The 18,365-nt window shown below is 61.9% G+C and carries 14 protein-coding genes; 5 read left to right on the forward strand and 9 right to left on the reverse strand.

Annotation, left to right across the window (positions count from 1 at the left end; translation table 11 throughout):
- Nucleotides 1–4 precede the first annotated feature (4 nt).
- The 7 genes from KUV45_RS19760 to KUV45_RS19790 form a co-directional block, all read right to left on the reverse strand.
- The gene (locus KUV45_RS19760) at nt 5–1,030 is read right to left on the reverse strand and encodes a LacI family DNA-binding transcriptional regulator (RefSeq protein ID WP_222163992.1); all 1,026 of its coding nucleotides are present in this window, start codon (nt 1,028–1,030) and stop codon (nt 5–7) included.
- 140 nt (nt 1,031–1,170) lie between these two features.
- Entirely contained in the window at nt 1,171–1,917 is a 747-nt protein-coding gene (locus tag KUV45_RS19765) for an SDR family oxidoreductase (protein WP_222163993.1), read from the reverse strand.
- Nucleotides 1,914–3,458, reverse strand: coding sequence for an FGGY-family carbohydrate kinase (locus KUV45_RS19770; protein WP_222163994.1), 1,545 nt, complete (start codon nt 3,456–3,458; stop codon nt 1,914–1,916). Before KUV45_RS19770 ends, KUV45_RS19765 begins: the two co-directional genes overlap by 4 nt.
- A gap of 78 nt (nt 3,459–3,536) precedes the next feature.
- The gene (locus KUV45_RS19775; protein WP_224852124.1) at nt 3,537–4,625 is read right to left on the reverse strand and encodes a zinc-binding dehydrogenase; all 1,089 of its coding nucleotides are present in this window, start codon (nt 4,623–4,625) and stop codon (nt 3,537–3,539) included.
- Between the two features lie 53 nt (nt 4,626–4,678).
- Nucleotides 4,679–5,659, reverse strand: coding sequence for an ABC transporter permease (locus KUV45_RS19780; RefSeq protein ID WP_222163995.1), 981 nt, complete (start codon nt 5,657–5,659; stop codon nt 4,679–4,681).
- Entirely contained in the window at nt 5,656–7,158 is a 1,503-nt protein-coding gene (locus KUV45_RS19785; RefSeq protein WP_222163996.1) for a sugar ABC transporter ATP-binding protein, read from the reverse strand. The genes KUV45_RS19780 and KUV45_RS19785 overlap by 4 nt, the downstream gene beginning before the upstream one ends.
- Before the next feature lie 141 nt (nt 7,159–7,299).
- The gene (locus tag KUV45_RS19790) at nt 7,300–8,226 is read right to left on the reverse strand and encodes an ABC transporter substrate-binding protein (protein WP_222163997.1); all 927 of its coding nucleotides are present in this window, start codon (nt 8,224–8,226) and stop codon (nt 7,300–7,302) included.
- Between the two features lie 730 nt (nt 8,227–8,956).
- On the opposite strand from KUV45_RS19790, the gene KUV45_RS19795 reads away from it, so the two are divergent.
- Nucleotides 8,957–10,225: a glucarate dehydratase family protein gene (locus KUV45_RS19795; protein WP_222163998.1), complete on the forward strand. Its 1,269-nt coding sequence runs from the start codon at nt 8,957–8,959 to the stop codon at nt 10,223–10,225.
- Nucleotides 10,226–10,481: 256 nt separating this feature from the next.
- Here the strand turns inward: KUV45_RS19795 and adhE are convergent, their stop codons facing one another.
- Nucleotides 10,482–13,226, reverse strand: coding sequence for a bifunctional acetaldehyde-CoA/alcohol dehydrogenase (adhE, locus tag KUV45_RS19800; RefSeq protein WP_222163999.1), 2,745 nt, complete (start codon nt 13,224–13,226; stop codon nt 10,482–10,484).
- 518 nt (nt 13,227–13,744) lie between these two features.
- Between adhE and KUV45_RS19805 the strand changes: the two genes are divergently transcribed.
- The 4 genes from KUV45_RS19805 to KUV45_RS19820 all read left to right on the forward strand — a co-directional run bounded on the left by KUV45_RS19805 (nt 13,745) and on the right by KUV45_RS19820 (nt 17,231).
- The gene (locus KUV45_RS19805; RefSeq protein ID WP_222164000.1) at nt 13,745–15,208 is read left to right on the forward strand and encodes an aldehyde dehydrogenase family protein; all 1,464 of its coding nucleotides are present in this window, start codon (nt 13,745–13,747) and stop codon (nt 15,206–15,208) included.
- A 149-nt stretch (nt 15,209–15,357) separates the two neighbouring features.
- Nucleotides 15,358–15,555, forward strand: a complete 198-nt coding sequence (locus KUV45_RS19810) for a hypothetical protein (RefSeq protein ID WP_206940522.1) — start codon at nt 15,358–15,360, stop codon at nt 15,553–15,555.
- A gap of 235 nt (nt 15,556–15,790) precedes the next feature.
- A complete protein-coding gene (locus tag KUV45_RS19815; protein WP_222164001.1) occupies nt 15,791–16,534 on the forward strand; it encodes a carbonic anhydrase in 744 nt (247 codons plus the stop codon).
- 175 nt (nt 16,535–16,709) lie between these two features.
- The gene (locus KUV45_RS19820) at nt 16,710–17,231 is read left to right on the forward strand and encodes a hypothetical protein (protein ID WP_222164002.1); all 522 of its coding nucleotides are present in this window, start codon (nt 16,710–16,712) and stop codon (nt 17,229–17,231) included.
- A 228-nt stretch (nt 17,232–17,459) separates the two neighbouring features.
- Here KUV45_RS19820 and KUV45_RS19825 read toward each other — a convergent pair whose 3' ends face one another.
- Nucleotides 17,460–18,290 carry a Tim44 domain-containing protein gene (locus KUV45_RS19825; RefSeq protein WP_222164003.1) on the reverse strand — a complete coding sequence of 277 codons (831 nt, stop codon included), beginning with the start codon at nt 18,288–18,290 and terminating at the stop codon, nt 17,460–17,462.
- Nucleotides 18,291–18,365 lie beyond the last annotated feature (75 nt).

Here is an 18,365-nt window from a genome sequence, read left to right on the forward strand (position 1 = left end):
TGCTCTAGCGGTGAAGGAGACCGCCTGCTCGAGCAGGGCGAATGTGGCTGGCGATGATGTCCTCGCGTACCGGAGCCTGAGGGTCCTCGATGGCCGCGAACAGCAGTTCCATCGCGCGGCGCCCGGCCAGGGATGGGTCGGTGGCGGTGGTGGTGATCTCGATGTCGAAGATCTCGCTATAGGGGAGGGTATCGATGCCGAGGACCTTGGTGTCACGGTACGACCAACCGGCGTCGTGGAGCGCGCTGAGCGCCCCCAGGGTCATCAATTGGTTGAGCCCTATCAATGCCTCCGGGAGGCCGTGGTTGGCCAGGTGTTCGGCGACCGCACGATAGGCGGGTTCGGCGGTGTAGTCTCCCTCACGGGGATCCAGTGACAGCGGCCGCCCGGCCTGACGGTAGGCCTGCTGGATGCCGTCCAGACGCTGCTGGGTGATACGCGAATTGAACGGTCCGGTCACCACCAGCGCCCGCTGGATATCGAGGTCCAGCATGGCCGATCCGATCAGTCGCCCTGAGGTGGGGTTGTCGAGCACCACCCGGGAAAAATCCCCCACCGGCAGCACGCGATCCAGCATGACCACGGGCAGACCGGTGTCGCGCAGGCTATCGATGTAGACTGGCCGGTAGTCGATGGCGTCCGATACCGGAGACAGAATGATGCCGGCCACCTGATAGCTCAGCAGGGTCGCGATGGCGGAGGCTTCTACCTCGGCGGAGCCGTCGGTATCCATCAGCAGGATGTCATAGCCCTGGCGCTTGGCATCGCGAGAGATGGCCTTGATCGCCTCACTGTAGAAGGGATTGTCGATACTGGCCGCGACAACGCCGATCAGCCGGCTCTGACTGCTCCTGAGCTGGCTGGCGAAGGCGTTGGGCACATAGCCCAGTTGACGAGCCGTCTGCAGGATGCGCTCGCGAGTTTCGGGCTTGACCTTGTCAGGCTGGTTGAAGGCCCGGGACACGGTGATGTGGGTCAACCCGACCTGCCGAGCGATGTCGGTGATGGTGATATTGCCTTTACGCTTCATGATGGCGCCAATGGTCTCCAGGCACAGGGTGGGCTACATGAGCCGGTGTCGTCAGGGACAGGGCTGGCTAACGGTACCACACCCCTGTCCTGGGCCCTGCCTGTCGGGCGAAGGCGTCTCGCCTGACACGTCGGTCGAGGTTAATGGCAGGTGTAGCCTCCGTCGATGGGCAGACTGATGCCAGAGATCATTGCGGCTGCGTCAGACAGCAGAAAGGCCACCGGCAAGGCGACCTCGCGCGGGGTGGCGAAACGCCGAAGTGGAATGGCCGCGAGCATCGGGTCGCGCTTCTCCGGGGCCGACCAGGCCATCTCCGCCATGGGGGTCAGGGTCACTGTGGGGTTGACGCTGTTGACGCGAATGCCCTGGGGTCCCCATTCGAGGCAGAGCACGCGGGTCATCGCGTCCATGGCGGCCTTGGACGCGCAGTATCCCAGGTGTTCACTGAGAGCGACGCTGGCCGCCTGGCTCGAGACATTGACAATGCTGCCCGCGGTGGCGTCGGCGATCATGCGCTTGGCGCACTCTCTGGTTACCACAGCGCAGGCGGTGACATTGGTGGCGAGGATGCGCTGGATGTCGTCGGCCTTGGCCTCCAGCGCCGTGTCCAGTATCGATATTCCCGCACAGTTGACCAGGCCATCGAGTGGCGGTAGCTCCGCTATCGCTGCGCTGACGGTGTCTTCGTCGGTGATGTCCACGGGCACGGCGGTGGCATTGAGCTCGCAGGCCAGTGCCGTCAGGCGTGTCTGGTCGCGGCCGATCAATATCGGCTGGCCACCCAACTCGTGAATGACGCGAGCGATATCGACACCAATGCCACTGCTGGCGCCGGTCACGACGATACGACGATGATCCAGACGAAAGGGCAGGCGATCAGCTGTCATCGAGGGGGCTCCTCCGGTGATGAAGAACGTATGGCATCGAGTCGGTGCATCAAGGGGGCGAGGCTCGGATAGAGGTCGCGGTAGATACCGTAGAGCACGTCGTAGCGTGACATGGCCTGGGCGTCGGGCTGCGCGCGGGGGACAAGTGTCGGTCGGTGGCAGGATGGCTCCAATGACAGGAGGTCCACGTGTTGCCCCGCCAGCAGGGCGGCCCCGAACGCGGCTTCAACATCGTCACGATAGGTGAAGACCTCGCGTCCGGTGATGTCGGCGATGATCTGCATCCACAGATCGGAGTGCGTGACACCCCCCACCACGATCAGTCCGGGGGCCAGCGGGGCATCCATGGTCGCGGCGGCTTCCATATTGTGGCGCAGGGCAAAGGCCACTCCCTCGAGTACCGCGCGGTAGAGGTGCTGGCGGCGGTGGGTCAAGTTGAGCCCGAAAAAGGCGGCGCTGGCCCGCGCATCCCACAGCGGACTGCGCTCCCCCATGAGGTAGGGCAGAAAGACGAGACCATCCGCGCCTGGAGATAGCGCAGCGGCGGCCGGTTCCAGCATGGCATAGGCGGCGTCCGGGTCGTGATCCTCGCCAAACAGGACGTCCAGGCACCAGCTGAGCGAAGCGCCAGCGGTCAGCGCGCCACCGAAGGTGTAGATGTCGCGACTGCCATTGTGCACGTGGGGCATGCTGACCAGCCCCCGCGTCGGCTCGAGCTGCTGGCGGATGAAGCCCCAGCACATGCTGGTGCCGATCATCGCCACATGGTGGCCGGTGCTGGTGGCGCCCGCGGCCAGGGTGGCCATGGCGGCATCGACGCCGCCTGCCACCACGGGGATGCCCGGCAGCAGTCCAAGCCAGCGGGCGGCGGCCTCTGTCAGTGTTCCGATCGAGGCATCCGAGTCCACCAGCCGCTCAGGCAACTTGTCGCGCTCGATACCCAGGGCCGTGGTCATCTCCTCTGACCAGCAGCGGTTCGCCAGGTCGTAGATGCCGCCAATGTTGCCGGCAGAGCTATGGTCGACGGCGACTTCCCCCGTCAGCAGGTACGCCATGTAGCTATTGGGCGGCAGCAGGTAGCGGGTGTTCGCCCATACCTCGGGGCGATGGCGCTTCAGCCACAGCATCTTGGTAAAGCCGTAGTAGCTGTCGACACTATTGCCGGTGATGGCTTCCAGTCGTTCAAGGTCGATATGCTGCTTGACCCATTGCACCTCGGCCTCGGCGCGTCGGTCCATCCAGATCAGGCAAGGGTGGAGCGGCGTCATGTCGGCGTTGACGGCAATACCGGAGCCCCCGTACAGGCTGCTGATGCACAGTGCCTTGACCGAGTCTGGGTCAATGCCCGGCGCCTTCAGACAATCCCGGATGCCGTCGACGATGGCCTGCCACCAGACCTCAGGCCATTGTTCCGCCCAGCGCGGGTGGGGCGTGTCCACGCGATAGCCGTGCTGGCGGGAAGCAAGAATTCGTCCACCTGCATCGATGATCAGTACCTTGGCGCTCTGGGTGCCGATATCGATGCCGATCACTGTCTCCATGTCAGCTCCTTGAGAATCTCGAACGTTGTCCTTGAGCCTTGCCGATAAATGGCTGCCACGAGAGCTCGGCGGCAGGGGTCAGGGAGCAAGTAGGACCTTGATCGAGTCGGTGGAGTCCGCGAGCTCAAAGCCCTGTTCAAAGTCGTCGAGGGAAAGTCGGTGGGTGACGATGCCCTTTGAGGTGATCCGCCCACGGGCGAACAGGTCGATGGCGATGGGATAGGTGTAGGGCGCCAGGTGTGCTCCGCGCACGTCCAGCTCCTTACGGTCGCCGATGATCGACCAGTCGACGCTGGTTTCCTTGCCGAACACGCTGAATTCGACAAAGCGGCCGAGCTTGCGAATGAGGTTAAGGCCCTGGGTAACGCCGGCGGGGACGCCGGTCGCCTCGATGTAGACATCGCAGCCGTAGCCGTCGGTGGCGGCCTTGACCGTGGCCTCGACATCGTCCCGAGCAGGGTTGAGCACGATGTCGGCACCGAACTGCCTGGCCAGTTCAAGCCGCTCATCGACCATGTCGATCACGATCAGCTTGCGCGGTGTCTTCAGGTGGGCGATCTGGACCATACCCAGGCCAATGGCGCCGGCGCCGGCGATGACCACCACGTCGTCGAGCTGAATGTCACCGCGGTTGACCGCATGGATGGCGCAGGACATCGGTTCGATAAAGGCGGCATCATCGTCATCCACCTCATCGGGAATACGGTGGACTCGACCAGTGGTGCCGATCTTCAGGTACTCCGCCATGCCACCCTCGGCCACGACACGCTGAAAACCGTGGATGTTGTGGACTTCGCACATCCAGTAGTGCCCTGTCTGGCAGTAGCGGCAGGTGTTGCAGGGTACGATCTGTTCAGCGATGGCGCGGTCGCCCAAGGTCAGCCCAAAGTGCTCCGCAGCGCCGTCGCCCAGCTCCACGACTTCGCCGAAGAACTCATGGCCCGCGGCTACCGGTGCCTTGACCCAGGGATCATCGCCCTCCCAGAACATGGCGGCGCCGGAGCGGCACTTGCAGTCGCTGGCACAGATGCCACAGGCCACGATTTTCAGGATCAATTCGTTGGGGCCCGCCCTTGGCGTATCGCGGGTTTCCAGGCGGTAGTCGTAAGGGGCGTGGCAGACCACCGCCTGCATGGTGGCTTTCATTGGCGTGTCATTGGCGGACATAGGCACTCTCCGAGACAGATGAACGAGGTAGACCGTAGTGGCGCTGGGCAGCGTCAAGGCGTTCGCTTGCGGCTGATGTAGATGGCGAGCAGGATGATCCCGCCCTTGATGACGTTCTGCAGGTAGGGGGATACCCCCATCAGATTGAGGCCGTTGTTGAGGACCCCCAGCAGCATGGCGCCGACCAGGGTGCCGAGAATCATGCCCCGCCCTCCGGTGATGGCCGCACCCCCAAGTACCACCGCGGCGATGGCGTCCAGTTCGAAGCCGACGCCGGCATTGGGCTGCCCGCTCATCAGGCGCGAGGTAAGAATCAGTCCGGCGATGGCGGCGGTGGTGCCGCTCAGGGTGTACACCAGCAGCTTGTAGCGCGAGACGCGGATACCGGACAGGCGGGCGGCTTCCTCGTTACCACCGATGGCATAGAGGTAGCGCCCGGTGGCGGTGTGGGACAGCAGCACATAGCCGATGGCGAAGACGACGAGCATGACCAGAATGGGCATCTCCAGTCCTGCGATGGCGCCCCGGCCGAAGAAGGAAAATTCCTGGGGCAGCCCGGAGATCGGGTAGCCCCCGGTGTAGATCAGGGCCAGACCCCGGGCAATGCCCATGGTGGCCAGGGTGACGATGATCGGCGGCATGCCGGCAAAGGCCACGAACAGTCCGTTGATGGCGCCAAAGGCGGCGCCGATCAGCAGGCCGAGAAGAATGGCCAGACTGGGCGGTACGCCCGCCACCATCAGGCCCGCCATGAGGGTGCCGGACAGCGCCATCACCGGGCCCACCGACAGGTCGATGCCGCCGGTCAGGATGGCGAGGCTCATGCCAGCCGCCAGAATGGCAATGATCGAGGCCTGACGTGCCAGGTTGAACAGGTTGTTGGAGGTCAGAAAGTTGTCATTGATGACGGCCATGGCGAGGAAGACCACGGCAAAGCCGATCAAGGGGTAGAACACGGGAGTACGACGTAGACGGGAGTACCAGCTGGGCGTTGCTGCCGTCGGCATGTCGTGAGAGGAGACGGGCTGGCTCATGCGCTGAGTCCTCCAGTGGCGTGGTGCATGATGGTGGGCGCATCGAGCTGCGCTCCGCTCAGGACGGTGGAAATGGCGCCCTGGTAAAACACGGCAGCGCGGTCGCACAAGCCGAGAATTTCGGGCAGTTCAGAGGAAATCATGATGATCGAGACCCCCTCGGCGGTGAGCGCCTTCATCAGGGCGTAGATCTCGGACTTGGCGCCCACATCGATGCCGCGGGTGGGCTCGTCGAAGATCAGCACCTTGCACTGATGGCCCAGCCAGCGGGCGATGACCACCTTCTGCTGGTTGCCGCCACTCAGGTGGCCGGTCTCGGTCTCGATGCTGGGCGCCTTGACCTTGACGCTTTGCATCAGTCGGGAGGCTGCACTGGCCTCATCGCGGTGGCGCAGCAGGCGGGTAGCGCCGCGAAACCGCGCCAGGTTGTTGAGGCTGATGTTGTCGCGACAGGAGAAGGGCAGAATGAGTCCCTGGGTCTTGCGGCTTTCCGGCAGCAGACCGATGCCGTGATCCAGGGCGGTGGCCGGGTGATCGAAGGTGACCTGTCGTCCCTCCAGCATGATGGCGGCATGGGCTGGGCGGGTTGCTCCCAGCAAGCCCAGGGCGAACTCCGTGCGACCGGAGCCAACGAGCCCGGCGAAGCCCAGGATTTCGCCCCGGTGAAGCTGGAGTCGGTGGTCGGGGCCGTCCGGCATCAGCTTCAGCGACTGCACATCCAGCACGACCTGGGCAAAATCCGCATCGCAGCGTGGGGCGGGAAAAATGTTCTCGACCCGACGGCCGACCATCAATTCGATCAGGTCGTCCACGCTAGTGTCGGCCACCGTCACATCGTCGATCTTCTGCCCATCCCGGAGCACGGTGACCCGGTCGCAGATGGCGAAGATTTCCTCCATGTGGTGGGAAATAAAGGCCATTCCCACCCCCTGGGCGCGAAGCTCTCGCATGATGTCGAAGAGGTGGTCTGCCTCGCTGGGTGTCAGGGTGGCGGTGGGCTCGTCGAGGACCAGTATTCGCGCATCCAGCGACAGTGCCTTGGCAATTTCGATAAATTGCTGATCGGCAATGCTGAGCTCGGAAATCGGGCAGTCCAGGGGGATGGATACCTTGAGGCGACGAAACAACGCGCCAGCCTTCTCCACCATGGCACGGCGATCTCTCAGACCAAGCCGATTCTTGAGTTCGCGACCGAGAAAGATGTTATCGACAGCATCGAGGTCCGGAATCAGGCTGAATTCCTGGAAGATGATCCCGACCCCTGCGTTCAGTGCATCCTGATAGCCTGAAAAGTGTCGCACGCTGCCGTCGATGACGATGTCACCCTGATCCGGCTGGTGAATGCCACACAGGATCTTCATCAAGGTCGACTTTCCCGCACCGTTTTCGCCAAGCAAGGCCAGGACTTCACCGGCATGGATGTCGAGTGACACGTCGTCCAGGGCACGGACCCCGGGAAAGGATTTCGAAATATGTCGCAGTGACAGGAGTGGCGTCATGAGGCGTTCCCGGTGACGCCGAGGGCGGACGCCCTGGCATGCACCTGTGCTCGATGAGAAGACGATGGGAGCAGGAGCGAGCGGTTTGGGTCGATCCTGCACGCCAGTTACGGCAGCGCCGCAGGGGCGCTGCGCCGGGGGTTACCAGTGGAAGTCGCCCGCCAGGCTGCGATCGATCAGCTCGACATCGATCGGGATTTCTTCGGGGGCGGTGCTGGCTCCCCAGTGCTTGGCGAGACCCAGTCCAAGGCCGAGGCGGACCATGTCACGGGGATACTGGGCAGAGGTGGCGATGAAGGAGGAATCCGCTTTCTGGATTTCGGCAACCGCTTCGGGATGGCCGTCGACGCTGACGAGCTTGATATCGTTGCCGCTCGAGTCAATGGCGATCAGCGCGCCCAGCGCTCCGATATCATTGACGCTGAAGATACCGTCGAGGTCGGGGTGGGCCTGGATCAGGTTTTCGGTGACCGTCATGGCATGGGTGCGCTCCTGACGGCCATTCTGCTTGTCGATGATCTCGATACCCGGGTGTTCACCCAAGGCTGCGGTGCACCCTTCGATGCGCTGCAGGATGGGGACCACGGGAATGCCGTCCAGCAGCGCCACCTGGCCTTCACCGCCGAGTTCTGTTGCCAGGTAGTCACACGCCTTGTAACCCGCGTCGTAGTTCTTGGATCCGACAAAACCATCGGTGGGGCCATTGGCCTGGGCATCAATGGCGACGACGGTGACGCCCGCCTGCTGTGCTGAAATCACCGCGGTTTCGACGCCCACGGAGTCGGTGGGATTGAGCAGCAGAATATCGATCCCTCGCTGCACCATATCCTCGACGTCGTTCACCTGCTTGGCCACATCATGGCGGGCATCGGTGATGATCAGTTCCGCGCCCATGCTCGAGGCAGCCTGCTCCAGGGATTCCTGCATCGTCACAAAGTACTGATTGTTCAATTCTTGAAAGGACATGCCTATCTTCAGCGGCTCCTGCGCCAGGGCAGAGCCCGAAACAACAAGGGTTGTGAGTGCAGCTGACAGCGTGAGGCAGCGGGTGTGGAGAGTGGCGGCCATGGTGAGATCCTGTGTTGTTATTTGCGTGGCTAGGTGCACGAATCATCACGACGTTTCCCATGCTGTGAGGTCATGATGAGGCGGTCATTAGTGCTGGTCGGACTTTCATTGCGACCTATGATGTTCACGTGAACATAACCGCAAGCTAGTAGAGGCTGTGTAGGCGGTCAATGGGGATTCGACTAAGGTTTATACGCTGTCGATTCAGCCATTGATCATGGGATAAAGGACGCTAATTCAAGGGGATATATAAGATTGTTTGACGATATTCGAGGCGGAGTCAGGCGTGTGTAGATGCTGATTTGGCACACAATTAGGAAAGTACTGCCGTCGTGTCTGCGCGGAAGATTCGTTGCGTTGCGCGCTTCCCGAATGCCTCACCTATACCGCTTAGGCACCGGCTTCCACGCTTCGCTCGCCTGGCGCCTCATTGCGCTCTGCTGATGTCTTCAGCGCTTGCTCAGATCATCAATGACATCGAGAAAGCGGGGCATGGAACCTTCGCGCCGCCGCCGATGGCGCGCTGGACTCCTGTGTCATTCTTTAGTCGACGAGGGCGAAGAGGGTATTGCCCGGCTCGATGACACCGACTAGTTTTATCATATGTATGATGTATTGCGCCGGTGGTCTTAGCGTCCTTCGATGTGGGCATCGCCGATGCATCGTGGCACTCCCCTGCGGTGACCGCTGTGCTCCTGCCGCAGGGCTCTTTTCGTGCAGGAGGCACAAGATGTCTGTTATTACGTCGGTGGTCGTGACCCCTATCGCCTTTCGCGATCCACCCTTGCTGAATGCCAGCGGTATTCATGAACCCTGGGCGCTCAGGTCCATCATCGAGGTGGTGACGGAGAGTGGTGTGTGTGGCATCTCCGAGTCGTATGGAGACGAGCAGACGCTGTCACAGCTCAACAAGGTCGCCCCGCTGTTGGTGGGGCTCGATGTCTTTCACTGCAACAGACTGCTGGAGACGGTCCGCCAGACCGTCGGTGAGACGGTGACGGAAGGTGGGATCGAGCTGGCGCCAGGGACTAACCAGTCCACCACTGTGCCACGGGTCTTTGCTGCCTTTGAGGTGGCCTTTCTGGATGCTGTTGGCAAGCTGACGGGACGCAGTGTCTGTGACCTGCTCGGCGGTAAGGTGCGCGATGCGGTGCCCTTCAGTGCGTATCTTTTCTACAAGTACGAACGGCATGGCTTCACCGAGGACCCCTGGCAAGACCGCTGGGGAGAGGTGCTAACGCCGGCAGATGTGGTCCGCTGCGCGCGGCAGATGATCGACCAGTACGGCTTTCAGTCGATCAAGCTGAAGGCTGGCGTCTTTAAACCTCAGCAGGAACTTGAGGCGATGAGGGCTCTGGCTGAGGCGTTCCCCGGCTATCCGCTGCGCATCGACCCTAATGGTAACTGGTCAGCAGAGACAACGAAGCGTTGGCTTCCGGAAATGACAGGGCTACTTCAGTATCTGGAAGACCCCGCACCGGGCAAGGATGCCATGGCGGAGGTCAACCAGGTGTCGGACATTCCGCTGGCCACCAACATGTGCGTTATCGGTTTCTTTGATCTGCCCGAGGCGCTGCGCAAGGGATCGGTGGATGTGATTCTCTCGGATCATCACTACTGGGGTGGGCTGCAGGCCACTCGAGATCTGGCCAGGATCTGCGAGACCTGGGGGTTGGGCCTGTCGATGCAGTCGAATTCGCATCTTGGCATCAGCCTGATGGCCATGGCCCATGCCGCTGCCGCGATCGATAACCTGTCCTATGCCTGTGATACCCACTACCCGTGGCAGGAAGAAGAAGTGATCGTCGGAGGCAAGATCGCCTTTGATCGCGGTAGTGTGGCGATACCAGATGCTCCTGGGCTGGGGGTGGAGCTGGACCGCGAGGCATTGGCGCGACTGGCGGATAACTATCGTCATTGCGGCATTCGTTCACGCAACGACGTGGCGGAGATGCAGAAGTACGATCCTCGATGGACGGGCGCCACACCCCGCTTTTGATGCGGCCCTGGGGGCCACACTACATGAGCGCGCCCCGCGAGACGGCTCTCGCGGGGCGCGCTGGTAGCGGCGCTCGACGACGCCTTGTCGTCGAGCGTGGTTGCCGTCCTCAGGGAAACACTGCATAAATTACTGCGCTCGACATCTCGGCTGCTGGCGGTACTCAAGATCCTCATTTAACCACTTGTAAACTCCGGTCTTTCCGTTCCGGCAGTCGCCGATCTGCCATCGCTCGCTACGTTTACTCCGCGCTTCCTCAGGCGTCGGCCTTGGCCTTTCTCGCCTTGCGTGCCGGTGCCTTGGCTGCCTGATTCTTGGAGGCAGGTGCACTGGGGACCTCTGCGTCGGCCTTGGGCTCCTCGCGCTTCTTGATCACGGTGGTGCCGGCGAAGGTCTCACCCTCCACGTAGACCTCACCGTAGTAGGAGGCCCGCAGCACTTCCTTGAGTTCGCTGATCAAGGGGTAGCGCGGGTTGGCGCCGGTGCACTGGTCATCGAAGGCTTCTTCCGCGACTTCATCGAGCTTGGCCAGGAAATCCGCTTCGGCTATCCCTGCGTCCTTGATCGAGGCGGGGATATCCAGGTCGCGCTTGAGCTCGTCGAGCCAGTTGATCAGCCGCTCGACCTTCTGGGCGGTGCGGTCTCCGGCCTGTGACAGTCCCAGGTGATCGGCGACTCCGGCATAGCGACAGCGCGCCTTGGGCCGGTCGTACTGTGAGAACGCCGTCTGCTTGGTCGGGTTGTCGTTGGCGTTGAAGCGCACCACGTTGGTGATCAGCAGCGCATTGGCCAGACCATGGGGCAGGTGGAACACCGCGCCGAGCTTGTGGGCCATGGAGTGACACACGCCCAGGAAGGCGTTGGCGAAGGCCATGCCGGCGATGCTGGCGGCGCTATGCACCTTCTCGCGAGCGACGGCGTTGCGCTCGCCTTCACGGTAGCTGACCGGCAGGTACTGCTTGAGCAGCTTCAGCGCCTGCAGCGCCTGGCCATCGGAGAATTCATTGGCCAGCACCGAGACGTAGGCTTCCAGCGCGTGGGTCACCGCGTCGTAGCCGCCGAAGGCGGTCAGCGACTTGGGCATCTTCATCACCAGGTTGGCGTCGATGATGGCCATGTTCGGGGTTAGTTGATAGTCCGCCAGCGGGTACTTGATGCCGGTCTTGTCGTCGGTGACCACCGCGAAGGGGGTCACCTCGGAGCCGGTGCCCGAAGTGGTCGGAATGCACACCAGGCTGGCCTTCTCCCCCATGGTGGGGAACTGGTAGATGCGCTTTCTGATATCCATGAAGCGCATGGCCAGCTCCTCGAAGTGTACCTCCGGGTGCTCGTACTTGACCCACATGATCTTGGCGGCGTCCATCGGTGAGCCGCCACCGAGGGCCAGGATCACATCTGGCTGGAAGCTGGCCATGGCCTCGGCGCCCTTGTCGACGATGGACAGGGTGGGGTCGGCCTCGACGTCATAGAAGGTGTGGACCTCCATGCCCTGGGCCTTGAGCAGTGCGGTCAGTTCATCGACGTAGCCGTTGTTGAACAGGAAACGGTCGGTGACGATGAAAGCTCGCTGCTTGTCCTTGAGGTCGGTCAGGGCCACCGACAGGCTGCCGCGACGGAAGTAGATCGACTCGGGGAGCTTGTGCCACAGCATGTTTTCCGCCCGGTTGGCCACCGTCTTGGTGTTGATCAGGTGCTTGGGACCGACGTTCTCCGAGATGGAGTTGCCACCCCAGGAGCCGCAGCCCAGCGTCAGCGACGGCGCCATGTCGAAGTTGTACATGTCACCGATGCCACCGTGGGAGGTGGGGATGTTGATCAGGATGCGCGCGGTCTTGAGACGGTCGCCAAAGTAGCGAATGCGCTCCTTTTGGGTGTCCTGGTCGGTGTACAGGCCCGAGGTGTGGCCGATGCCGCCGAATTCGACCATGGTGCAAGCCTGGTCCACGGCGTCCTCGAAGGAGCTGGCGCGGTACATGCCAAGGGTCGGCGACAGCTTCTCGTGGGCGAAAGCGTCGTCGATATCGACCCGCGGGCCCTCGCCGATCAGGATCTTGGTATCGGCGGGCACCTGGATGCCGGCAAGCCCGGCGATGGTGACCGCCGACTGGCCGACGATGGCAGCGTTGAGGTGGCCATTCTTCAGCAGGATCTGACGCACCTGGTCGGCTTCGGCGGGCGACAGCAGATAGGCGTTGTGGGAAGCAAAGCGCTCACGTACCTCGCTGTAGACCTCGTCCAGCACGATCACCGCCTGCTCCGAGGCACACACCACGCCATTGTCGAAGGTCTTCGACATCAGCACCGAGGCGACCGCCCGCTTGATGTCGGCGGTCTCATCGATGATCACCGGCACGTTGCCGGCGCCCACGCCAATGGCCGGCTTGCCGGAGGAGTAGGCCGCCTTGACCATGCCGGGTCCACCGGTGGCCAGGATCAGGTTGATGCCTTCGTGCTGCATCAGGGCTTCCGAGAGTTCCACCGAAGGCTGGTCGATCCAGCCGATGATGTCCTTGGGCGCCCCTGCCGCCACCGCTGCCTCCAGCACCAGCCTGGCCGCTGCATTGGTGCAGTGACGGGCCCTGGGGTGGGGCGAGAAGATGATGCCGTTGCGGGTCTTCAGCGAAATCAGCGCCTTGAAGATGGCGGTGGAGGTCGGGTTGGTGGTGGGCACGATGCCGCAGATCAGACCCACCGGCTCGGCGATGGTCATGGTGCCGGCCTCGTCGTGGGCGGCGATCACACCGCAGGTCTTGTCGTCCTTGTACTTGTTGTAGATGAACTCCGAGGCAAAGTGGTTCTTGATCACCTTGTCTTCGAGCACGCCCATGGCGGTTTCTTCCACCGCCTGGCGGGCCAGCGGAATTCGAGCGTGGTTGGCAGCAAGCGACGCCGCTCGAAAGATCGTGTCGACCTGCTCCTGGGAGAAGCTGGCAAAGACGCGCTGCGCGGCCTTGACCCGTTCCACCAGGGCATCGAGTTCAGCAAGATTGGTAACCGCCATCAGAGGCCTCCAGACAAGAGATAGAAAGACAAAAAGCAACCTGCGAAACCTCCTCCAGCTCCCTGGTTAGGCGTGCCACGGAGGAGGCTTGAAAAGCGGCTTTGTACGTACCTGTCCCCGTCAGTCTATGGCTGTCACGATTCAGCGCTGCTGATAGAGGTCAGCTTTTTCGCCGCTTATATACCGTTTCGAACATCATGATGATCGCAAGCATGGGATCGGCCTATCCGTGGACCGGGGTATGAGACGTGCGTTTGGCGAGATTCAGTGGTGGCCGCGAGAGGTAGGCATCGAGGCTGGCATGACCCACCTGCGGCACTGAAGAGACGGCGGAGCGGTACAAAATGTCACTGTTCGCCCCCTTGCGAGGGATCGGCGAGCTGTCTAGGATTCTGTGACGATAGTTGTACGAAAGTTGTTCGCAACGAAAGCTTTGCGACATAAAGCTGTGCGACCCATGAGCTGCGCGACGCGAGAGCTGCGCAAAACGGACGTTGTGCAAAACGGAGGGAGTCGGTATGTGGAGCCTCAAGGATTTGCAGTTGCAGCCCATCGCCGGGGAATGGCGAGACGGGGGATCTGGAAAGGCACTGGAAGTGTACGATCCCTATCATCAGACGTCGTTGATCAAGATCGTCCAGGCGGATCGTCATGATGTGGATCGGGCGTTCGAGACCGCGCAACAGGCCCAGCAGCAGTGGTCTGCCACCAGTGCCATCGAGCGGGCAGCCGTACTGAGAAAGGTGGCCGAGCGTCTCGAGGCGCGTAAGGACGAGTTGATCGAATGGTTGGTTCGCGAGTCCGGGAGTACCCGCATCAAGGCGGAACTTGAATGGAACAATGCCCGGGAAATGTCGCTGGAAGCCGCCGCCATGGCGACCCGCGTGCAAGGATCGATGGCCGCGTCCAGCGTGCCGGGCAAGGAACATCGCGTTTATCGCAAGCCACTGGGCGTCATCGGCGTCATCAGTCCCTGGAACTTTCCCTTTCACTTGACCCAGCGCACCATCGGGCCGGCGTTGGCCTTGGGTAATGCCGTGGTGCTGAAGCCTGCCAGCGACACGCCGTTGACCGGTGGACTGTTATTGGCTCGGCTGTATGAAGAGGCTGGCCTGCCGGCCGGGCTGCTCAGTGTTGTGGTGGGCTCTGGCAGTGAGTTGGGGACGCCCATCGTCGAGCATCGGTTGGCCAAGCTCATTTCCTTTACGGGTTCAACGGAAGTCGGACGGCAGATTGCCAAGGGCGCTGTGGGCGGTCGCTTCATCAAGCCGGTGGCGCTGGAGCTGGGCGGTAATAGCCCCTTTGTCGTACTCGATGATGCAGACATTGACCAGGCGGTCAGAGCCGCCGTGGTGGGCAAGTTCATGCACCAGGGGCAGATCTGCATTGCGATCAATCGGCTGATTGTCGATGCCACCATCTACGATGAGTTCGTGGAGCGCTTTGTCGAGCGGGTCAAGGGGCTCAAGGTCGGAGACCCTGCCGAGGCCGACACGGTCATTGGTCCGATCATCAATGAGCAACAGCTCGAGAGCTTGAAAGAGGTCGTGCACAAGGCTCGGCAGTCGGGGGCCAAGGTGGCCCTTGAGGGGTCTTTGGAAGGGCCCTGTCTACGGCCTTGGGTATTTCGCGACGTCAGCGAACAGATGGACATGGCCTGCAATGAGATCTTCGGGCCAGTCGCCGGGATCATCAAGGCCCATGGTGAAGACGACGCCGTACGTATCGCCAATGCGACCGAGTACGGCCTTTCCGCAGCCGTCTTCAGCGGCTCCCTGGAGCGCGGCGAACGCGTCGCCCGGCAGATCGACTCCGGCATGGTGCATGTCAATGACATGCCGGTGAATGACGAGCCTCATATGCCCTTCGGTGGCGAGAAGAACTCGGGCATCGGCCGCTTCAATGGTGACTGGGTGCTGGAGGAGATGACCACCGTGCAATGGGTCAGCGTTCAGCGTGAGCCCCGACAGTATCCGTTCTGATGTGGCTGACGAAATGAAGCCACGCAGTGTCAATTTTACTTAGTTCCCGAGCAACTGCTCCGCTGGCGGGGCGCTCGCCCCCTAGCCAGTGTCACATTGGCACGCTAGGGTGATAGTGAACTTCGACCAATGTTGTACAAGGAGATGTCATGAAGAACAGCATGATGCGTCGTTTTGGTATGGCTTTCGTGATCGCCATGATGGCCGGTGGCCTGGCAGCCTGCGAAGAGGAAGGACCCGCGGAGCAGGCCGGTGAAGAGATGGATCAGGCGGTGGAAGATGCCGGCGAATCCATGGAAGAGATGGGCGAGGAGATGGAAGAGTCTGCCGAGGACGCGACCAACTAAGCCTGTCGATACATCGTTTTAGGTAAGAGCCTTGTCTCAGACGAGTCGGCATTGATGCCAGTGTTCGCCGACCAGCCGGCCGAGCTGGTGATCGATTGAGCAGTCTTTGCTTTAGCGATATACAGCCAACGCTGGTATGCCAATCGGTCACATGAGACCTTCAACGATCAGTAGGATAAAGAGCCTGCCCTATGGGGCAGGCTCTTTTCTTTTTTGTTGGACAAGGATGACGAAAATGACTCTGTTGAAGGTCACCAGCTTTCTTAGCTGCGCACTTTTCACCTGCAGCGCGCTGGCAGCCACCGAAGCGCCTCACTGGTCCTACCAGGGTGAGACCGGACCGGCTCATTGGGCGGAACTTAGTAACAGTTACGAGATGTGCGGGCTGGGCCATAACCAATCGCCGGTGGATATCGCCTATGGTGTTGATGCGGCGCTGGCACCGCTTGAGCTCTCCTATGGCCAGCCTGGGGCTGCGGTGGTCAACAATGGCCACACGGTTCAGGTGGCCTCTTCTCAGGACAATACCCTGACGCTGGATGGTGACGTCTATACCTTGTTGCAGATGCATTTCCATGCGCCGTCTGAGCACACGGTGGATGGACGCCAGTTCCCGCTGGAGGCGCACTTGGTACATGCCAACAAGGAGGGAGATCTGGCAGTCGTGTCCGTGATGTTCGAAGAAGGTGAGCAAAATGCCGTGTTTGACGGGCTTGTGGCGAGTTTGCCCAGTAGTGCCGGAGATACGGCGGAAATAGATGGCGGCATTGACTTCGCCCAGGTGCTACCGGAGGACCAGGAATATTTTCGTCTGAATGGTTCGCTGACCACCCCTCCTTGTACCGAAGGTGTTCGCTGGTTGGTGATGAAAGCGCCGCAGTCGCTGTCCTCCGACCAGATGACTGCCTTTGCTCAGGCCATCGGCGATGACAACAACCGCCCGATTCAGCCGCGCAATGCGCGGGTCGTGATCGAGTAAGCTGAGGGTTGGCGGGTGCATGCTGGCATGTGCCCGCCTGTCGCTGCAGTGGCGTCGTTTCCTTGGAAACTGCACGGTCTTTGCGGAATACGCGCAAGGAGAGGGCTAGCCAAGACGCGCCCAGGCTTCTAATGTAAATGGGGAGTTCATACTCATCATTCCCTGGAGGTGTTACATGAAGCAAGGAACGTTTCGTCGCCTGGCCCTGGCTGCTGCTATTTCGTCGTTGATGTTGGTCATGGCCGGTTGCGAGGATGATGCAGCCGAGGAAGCTGGCGCCAAGGTGGATGACACTCGCGAAGCCGTCGAGGAGCAGGCGCAGGAGCTTGCAGCGGATGCCGAGCAGGCCATGGATGAGGCCGCAGAGGGCATGGCGGAAACCGCTGACGACGCGGAACAGGCCATGGATAACGCCGCCGCCGAAGCCGAGCAGGAAGCCGACGAGGCCGCCGCCAGCATGGCGGAAACCGCTGACGACGCGGAACAGGCCATGGATAGCGCCGCCGCCGAGGCCGAGCAGGAAGCTGACGAGGCCGCTGCCAGCATGGCTGACGCTGCTGACGATGCGGATCAGGCCATGGATGAGGCTGCCGCAGAGGCCGAGCAAGAGGCCGACCAGATGGCGGACAGCGCCGGTGAGACGGTCGAAGAGGCCGGCGATGAAGTTGAGCAGGCCACCGACAAGGCCGCGCAGTAATCTGTCTGACGCCGCTGCGCTGTCGCCTGGGGCCCTGTCTCGGCTAGGCACCAAATGCCGACTCACGCCGCCAGCCTTCAGCTGAATAGTGCGGAGTTGCTCGAACAGCTCTACCCTTCACGCGGCAAATGAAGAAAAAGGGGCCGAGATCCTAGGATCTCGGCCCCTTTTGCGTTCGCTGCCGATAAGCGTCGACCGCTTGCCGGCAGCGGGTAGCACAGACTGCCGTCAGGCGTTTTGTTCGATGCCCTGCACGTACCAGGGGGCATCGTCACGCATTTCGCGCACCAGGTGCCAGGTTTCGTTGAACTCTGTTTCGGTGCCGTTTTCGTTGAGCACTCCATGGAACAGCACGCGGGCTTCGGCCTGGGTGCCCAGTTCCTGCACCCCACCGAGTTCCGCAAACAGACGCACGATCTCGGTCTGGTTGTTGGCCGGCTCGCTGGCGCGCTGCTCGCGCAGCAGGTTGTAGAGCTCCGGTGTCACGTACTCCTGGATGCGCGGGAGGTCGTTGTTGTCCCAGGCCCGCTGCAGGGTCATGAAGTGCTCCTTGGCACCACCGAGGAAGCGCTCACGGTCGAACCACTCTGGGTCGCCCTGAGGACCGCCGAAGGCGGCACCGGAAGTACCGGAGCTGCCGGGCATCTGGAACGGAGAAGAGGGGGCCTGCTCGCGCTGCATGCCATGTCCGCCACCTCCGGCCGATGCCGTTGCCGAACGACGCCGGGCCAGCAACTTGAACGCCAGGAAGGCGAGGCCCGCCATCAGCAGGATATCGACCATGCCAAGCCCATCGAAGGCACCGCCGAAGAACAGTGCGCCGAGCAGGCTGCCGGCCAGCAGGCCGCCTAGCATGCCTCCCATCAGGCCGCTCTTCTTGCCCGCGGTGGGTGCCGCGTTCGGACGCGCCGTGTTTTGCGTCTGGGTGGCGCTGGGGCTGGCCTGACGCGAGAAGGAGCCGACACTCTTGCCGCCGCCCAGGCGACGGGCATCGGCGCTGTCGACGGCGAGGCCGAAGCCCATCACGCCGACAAGAATCATCACGAGAAGGTGACGCATCTAGACATCTCCATAATTCGGCCTGCGTTGGCCTGTCTTTACCGGTGTCCCTGGTGGTCACCGGTGAGTCGCTCG

It is taken from the genome of Halomonas sp. DP3Y7-2, assembly GCF_019800795.1.
GTDB lineage: Bacteria > Pseudomonadota > Gammaproteobacteria > Pseudomonadales > Halomonadaceae > Halomonas > Halomonas litopenaei_A.

Coding starts and splice junctions, on each gene's coding strand:
- KUV45_RS19795 (WP_222163998.1), top strand. CDS start 8,957: ATGTCTGTTATTACGTCGGTGGTCGTGACCCCTATCGCCTTTCGCGAT.
- KUV45_RS19805 (WP_222164000.1), top strand. CDS start 13,745: ATGTGGAGCCTCAAGGATTTGCAGTTGCAGCCCATCGCCGGGGAATGG.
- KUV45_RS19770 (WP_222163994.1), bottom strand. CDS start 3,458: ATGGAGACAGTGATCGGCATCGATATCGGCACCCAGAGCGCCAAGGTA.
- KUV45_RS19815 (WP_222164001.1), top strand. CDS start 15,791: ATGACTCTGTTGAAGGTCACCAGCTTTCTTAGCTGCGCACTTTTCACC.
- KUV45_RS19825 (WP_222164003.1), bottom strand. CDS start 18,290: ATGCGTCACCTTCTCGTGATGATTCTTGTCGGCGTGATGGGCTTCGGC.
- KUV45_RS19775 (WP_224852124.1), bottom strand. CDS start 4,625: ATGTCCGCCAATGACACGCCAATGAAAGCCACCATGCAGGCGGTGGTC.
- adhE (WP_222163999.1), bottom strand. CDS start 13,226: ATGGCGGTTACCAATCTTGCTGAACTCGATGCCCTGGTGGAACGGGTC.
- KUV45_RS19790 (WP_222163997.1), bottom strand. CDS start 8,226: ATGGCCGCCACTCTCCACACCCGCTGCCTCACGCTGTCAGCTGCACTC.
- KUV45_RS19760 (WP_222163992.1), bottom strand. CDS start 1,030: ATGAAGCGTAAAGGCAATATCACCATCACCGACATCGCTCGGCAGGTC.
- KUV45_RS19785 (WP_222163996.1), bottom strand. CDS start 7,158: ATGACGCCACTCCTGTCACTGCGACATATTTCGAAATCCTTTCCCGGG.
- KUV45_RS19765 (WP_222163993.1), bottom strand. CDS start 1,917: ATGACAGCTGATCGCCTGCCCTTTCGTCTGGATCATCGTCGTATCGTC.
- KUV45_RS19810 (WP_206940522.1), top strand. CDS start 15,358: ATGAAGAACAGCATGATGCGTCGTTTTGGTATGGCTTTCGTGATCGCC.
- KUV45_RS19780 (WP_222163995.1), bottom strand. CDS start 5,659: ATGAGCCAGCCCGTCTCCTCTCACGACATGCCGACGGCAGCAACGCCC.
- KUV45_RS19820 (WP_222164002.1), top strand. CDS start 16,710: ATGAAGCAAGGAACGTTTCGTCGCCTGGCCCTGGCTGCTGCTATTTCG.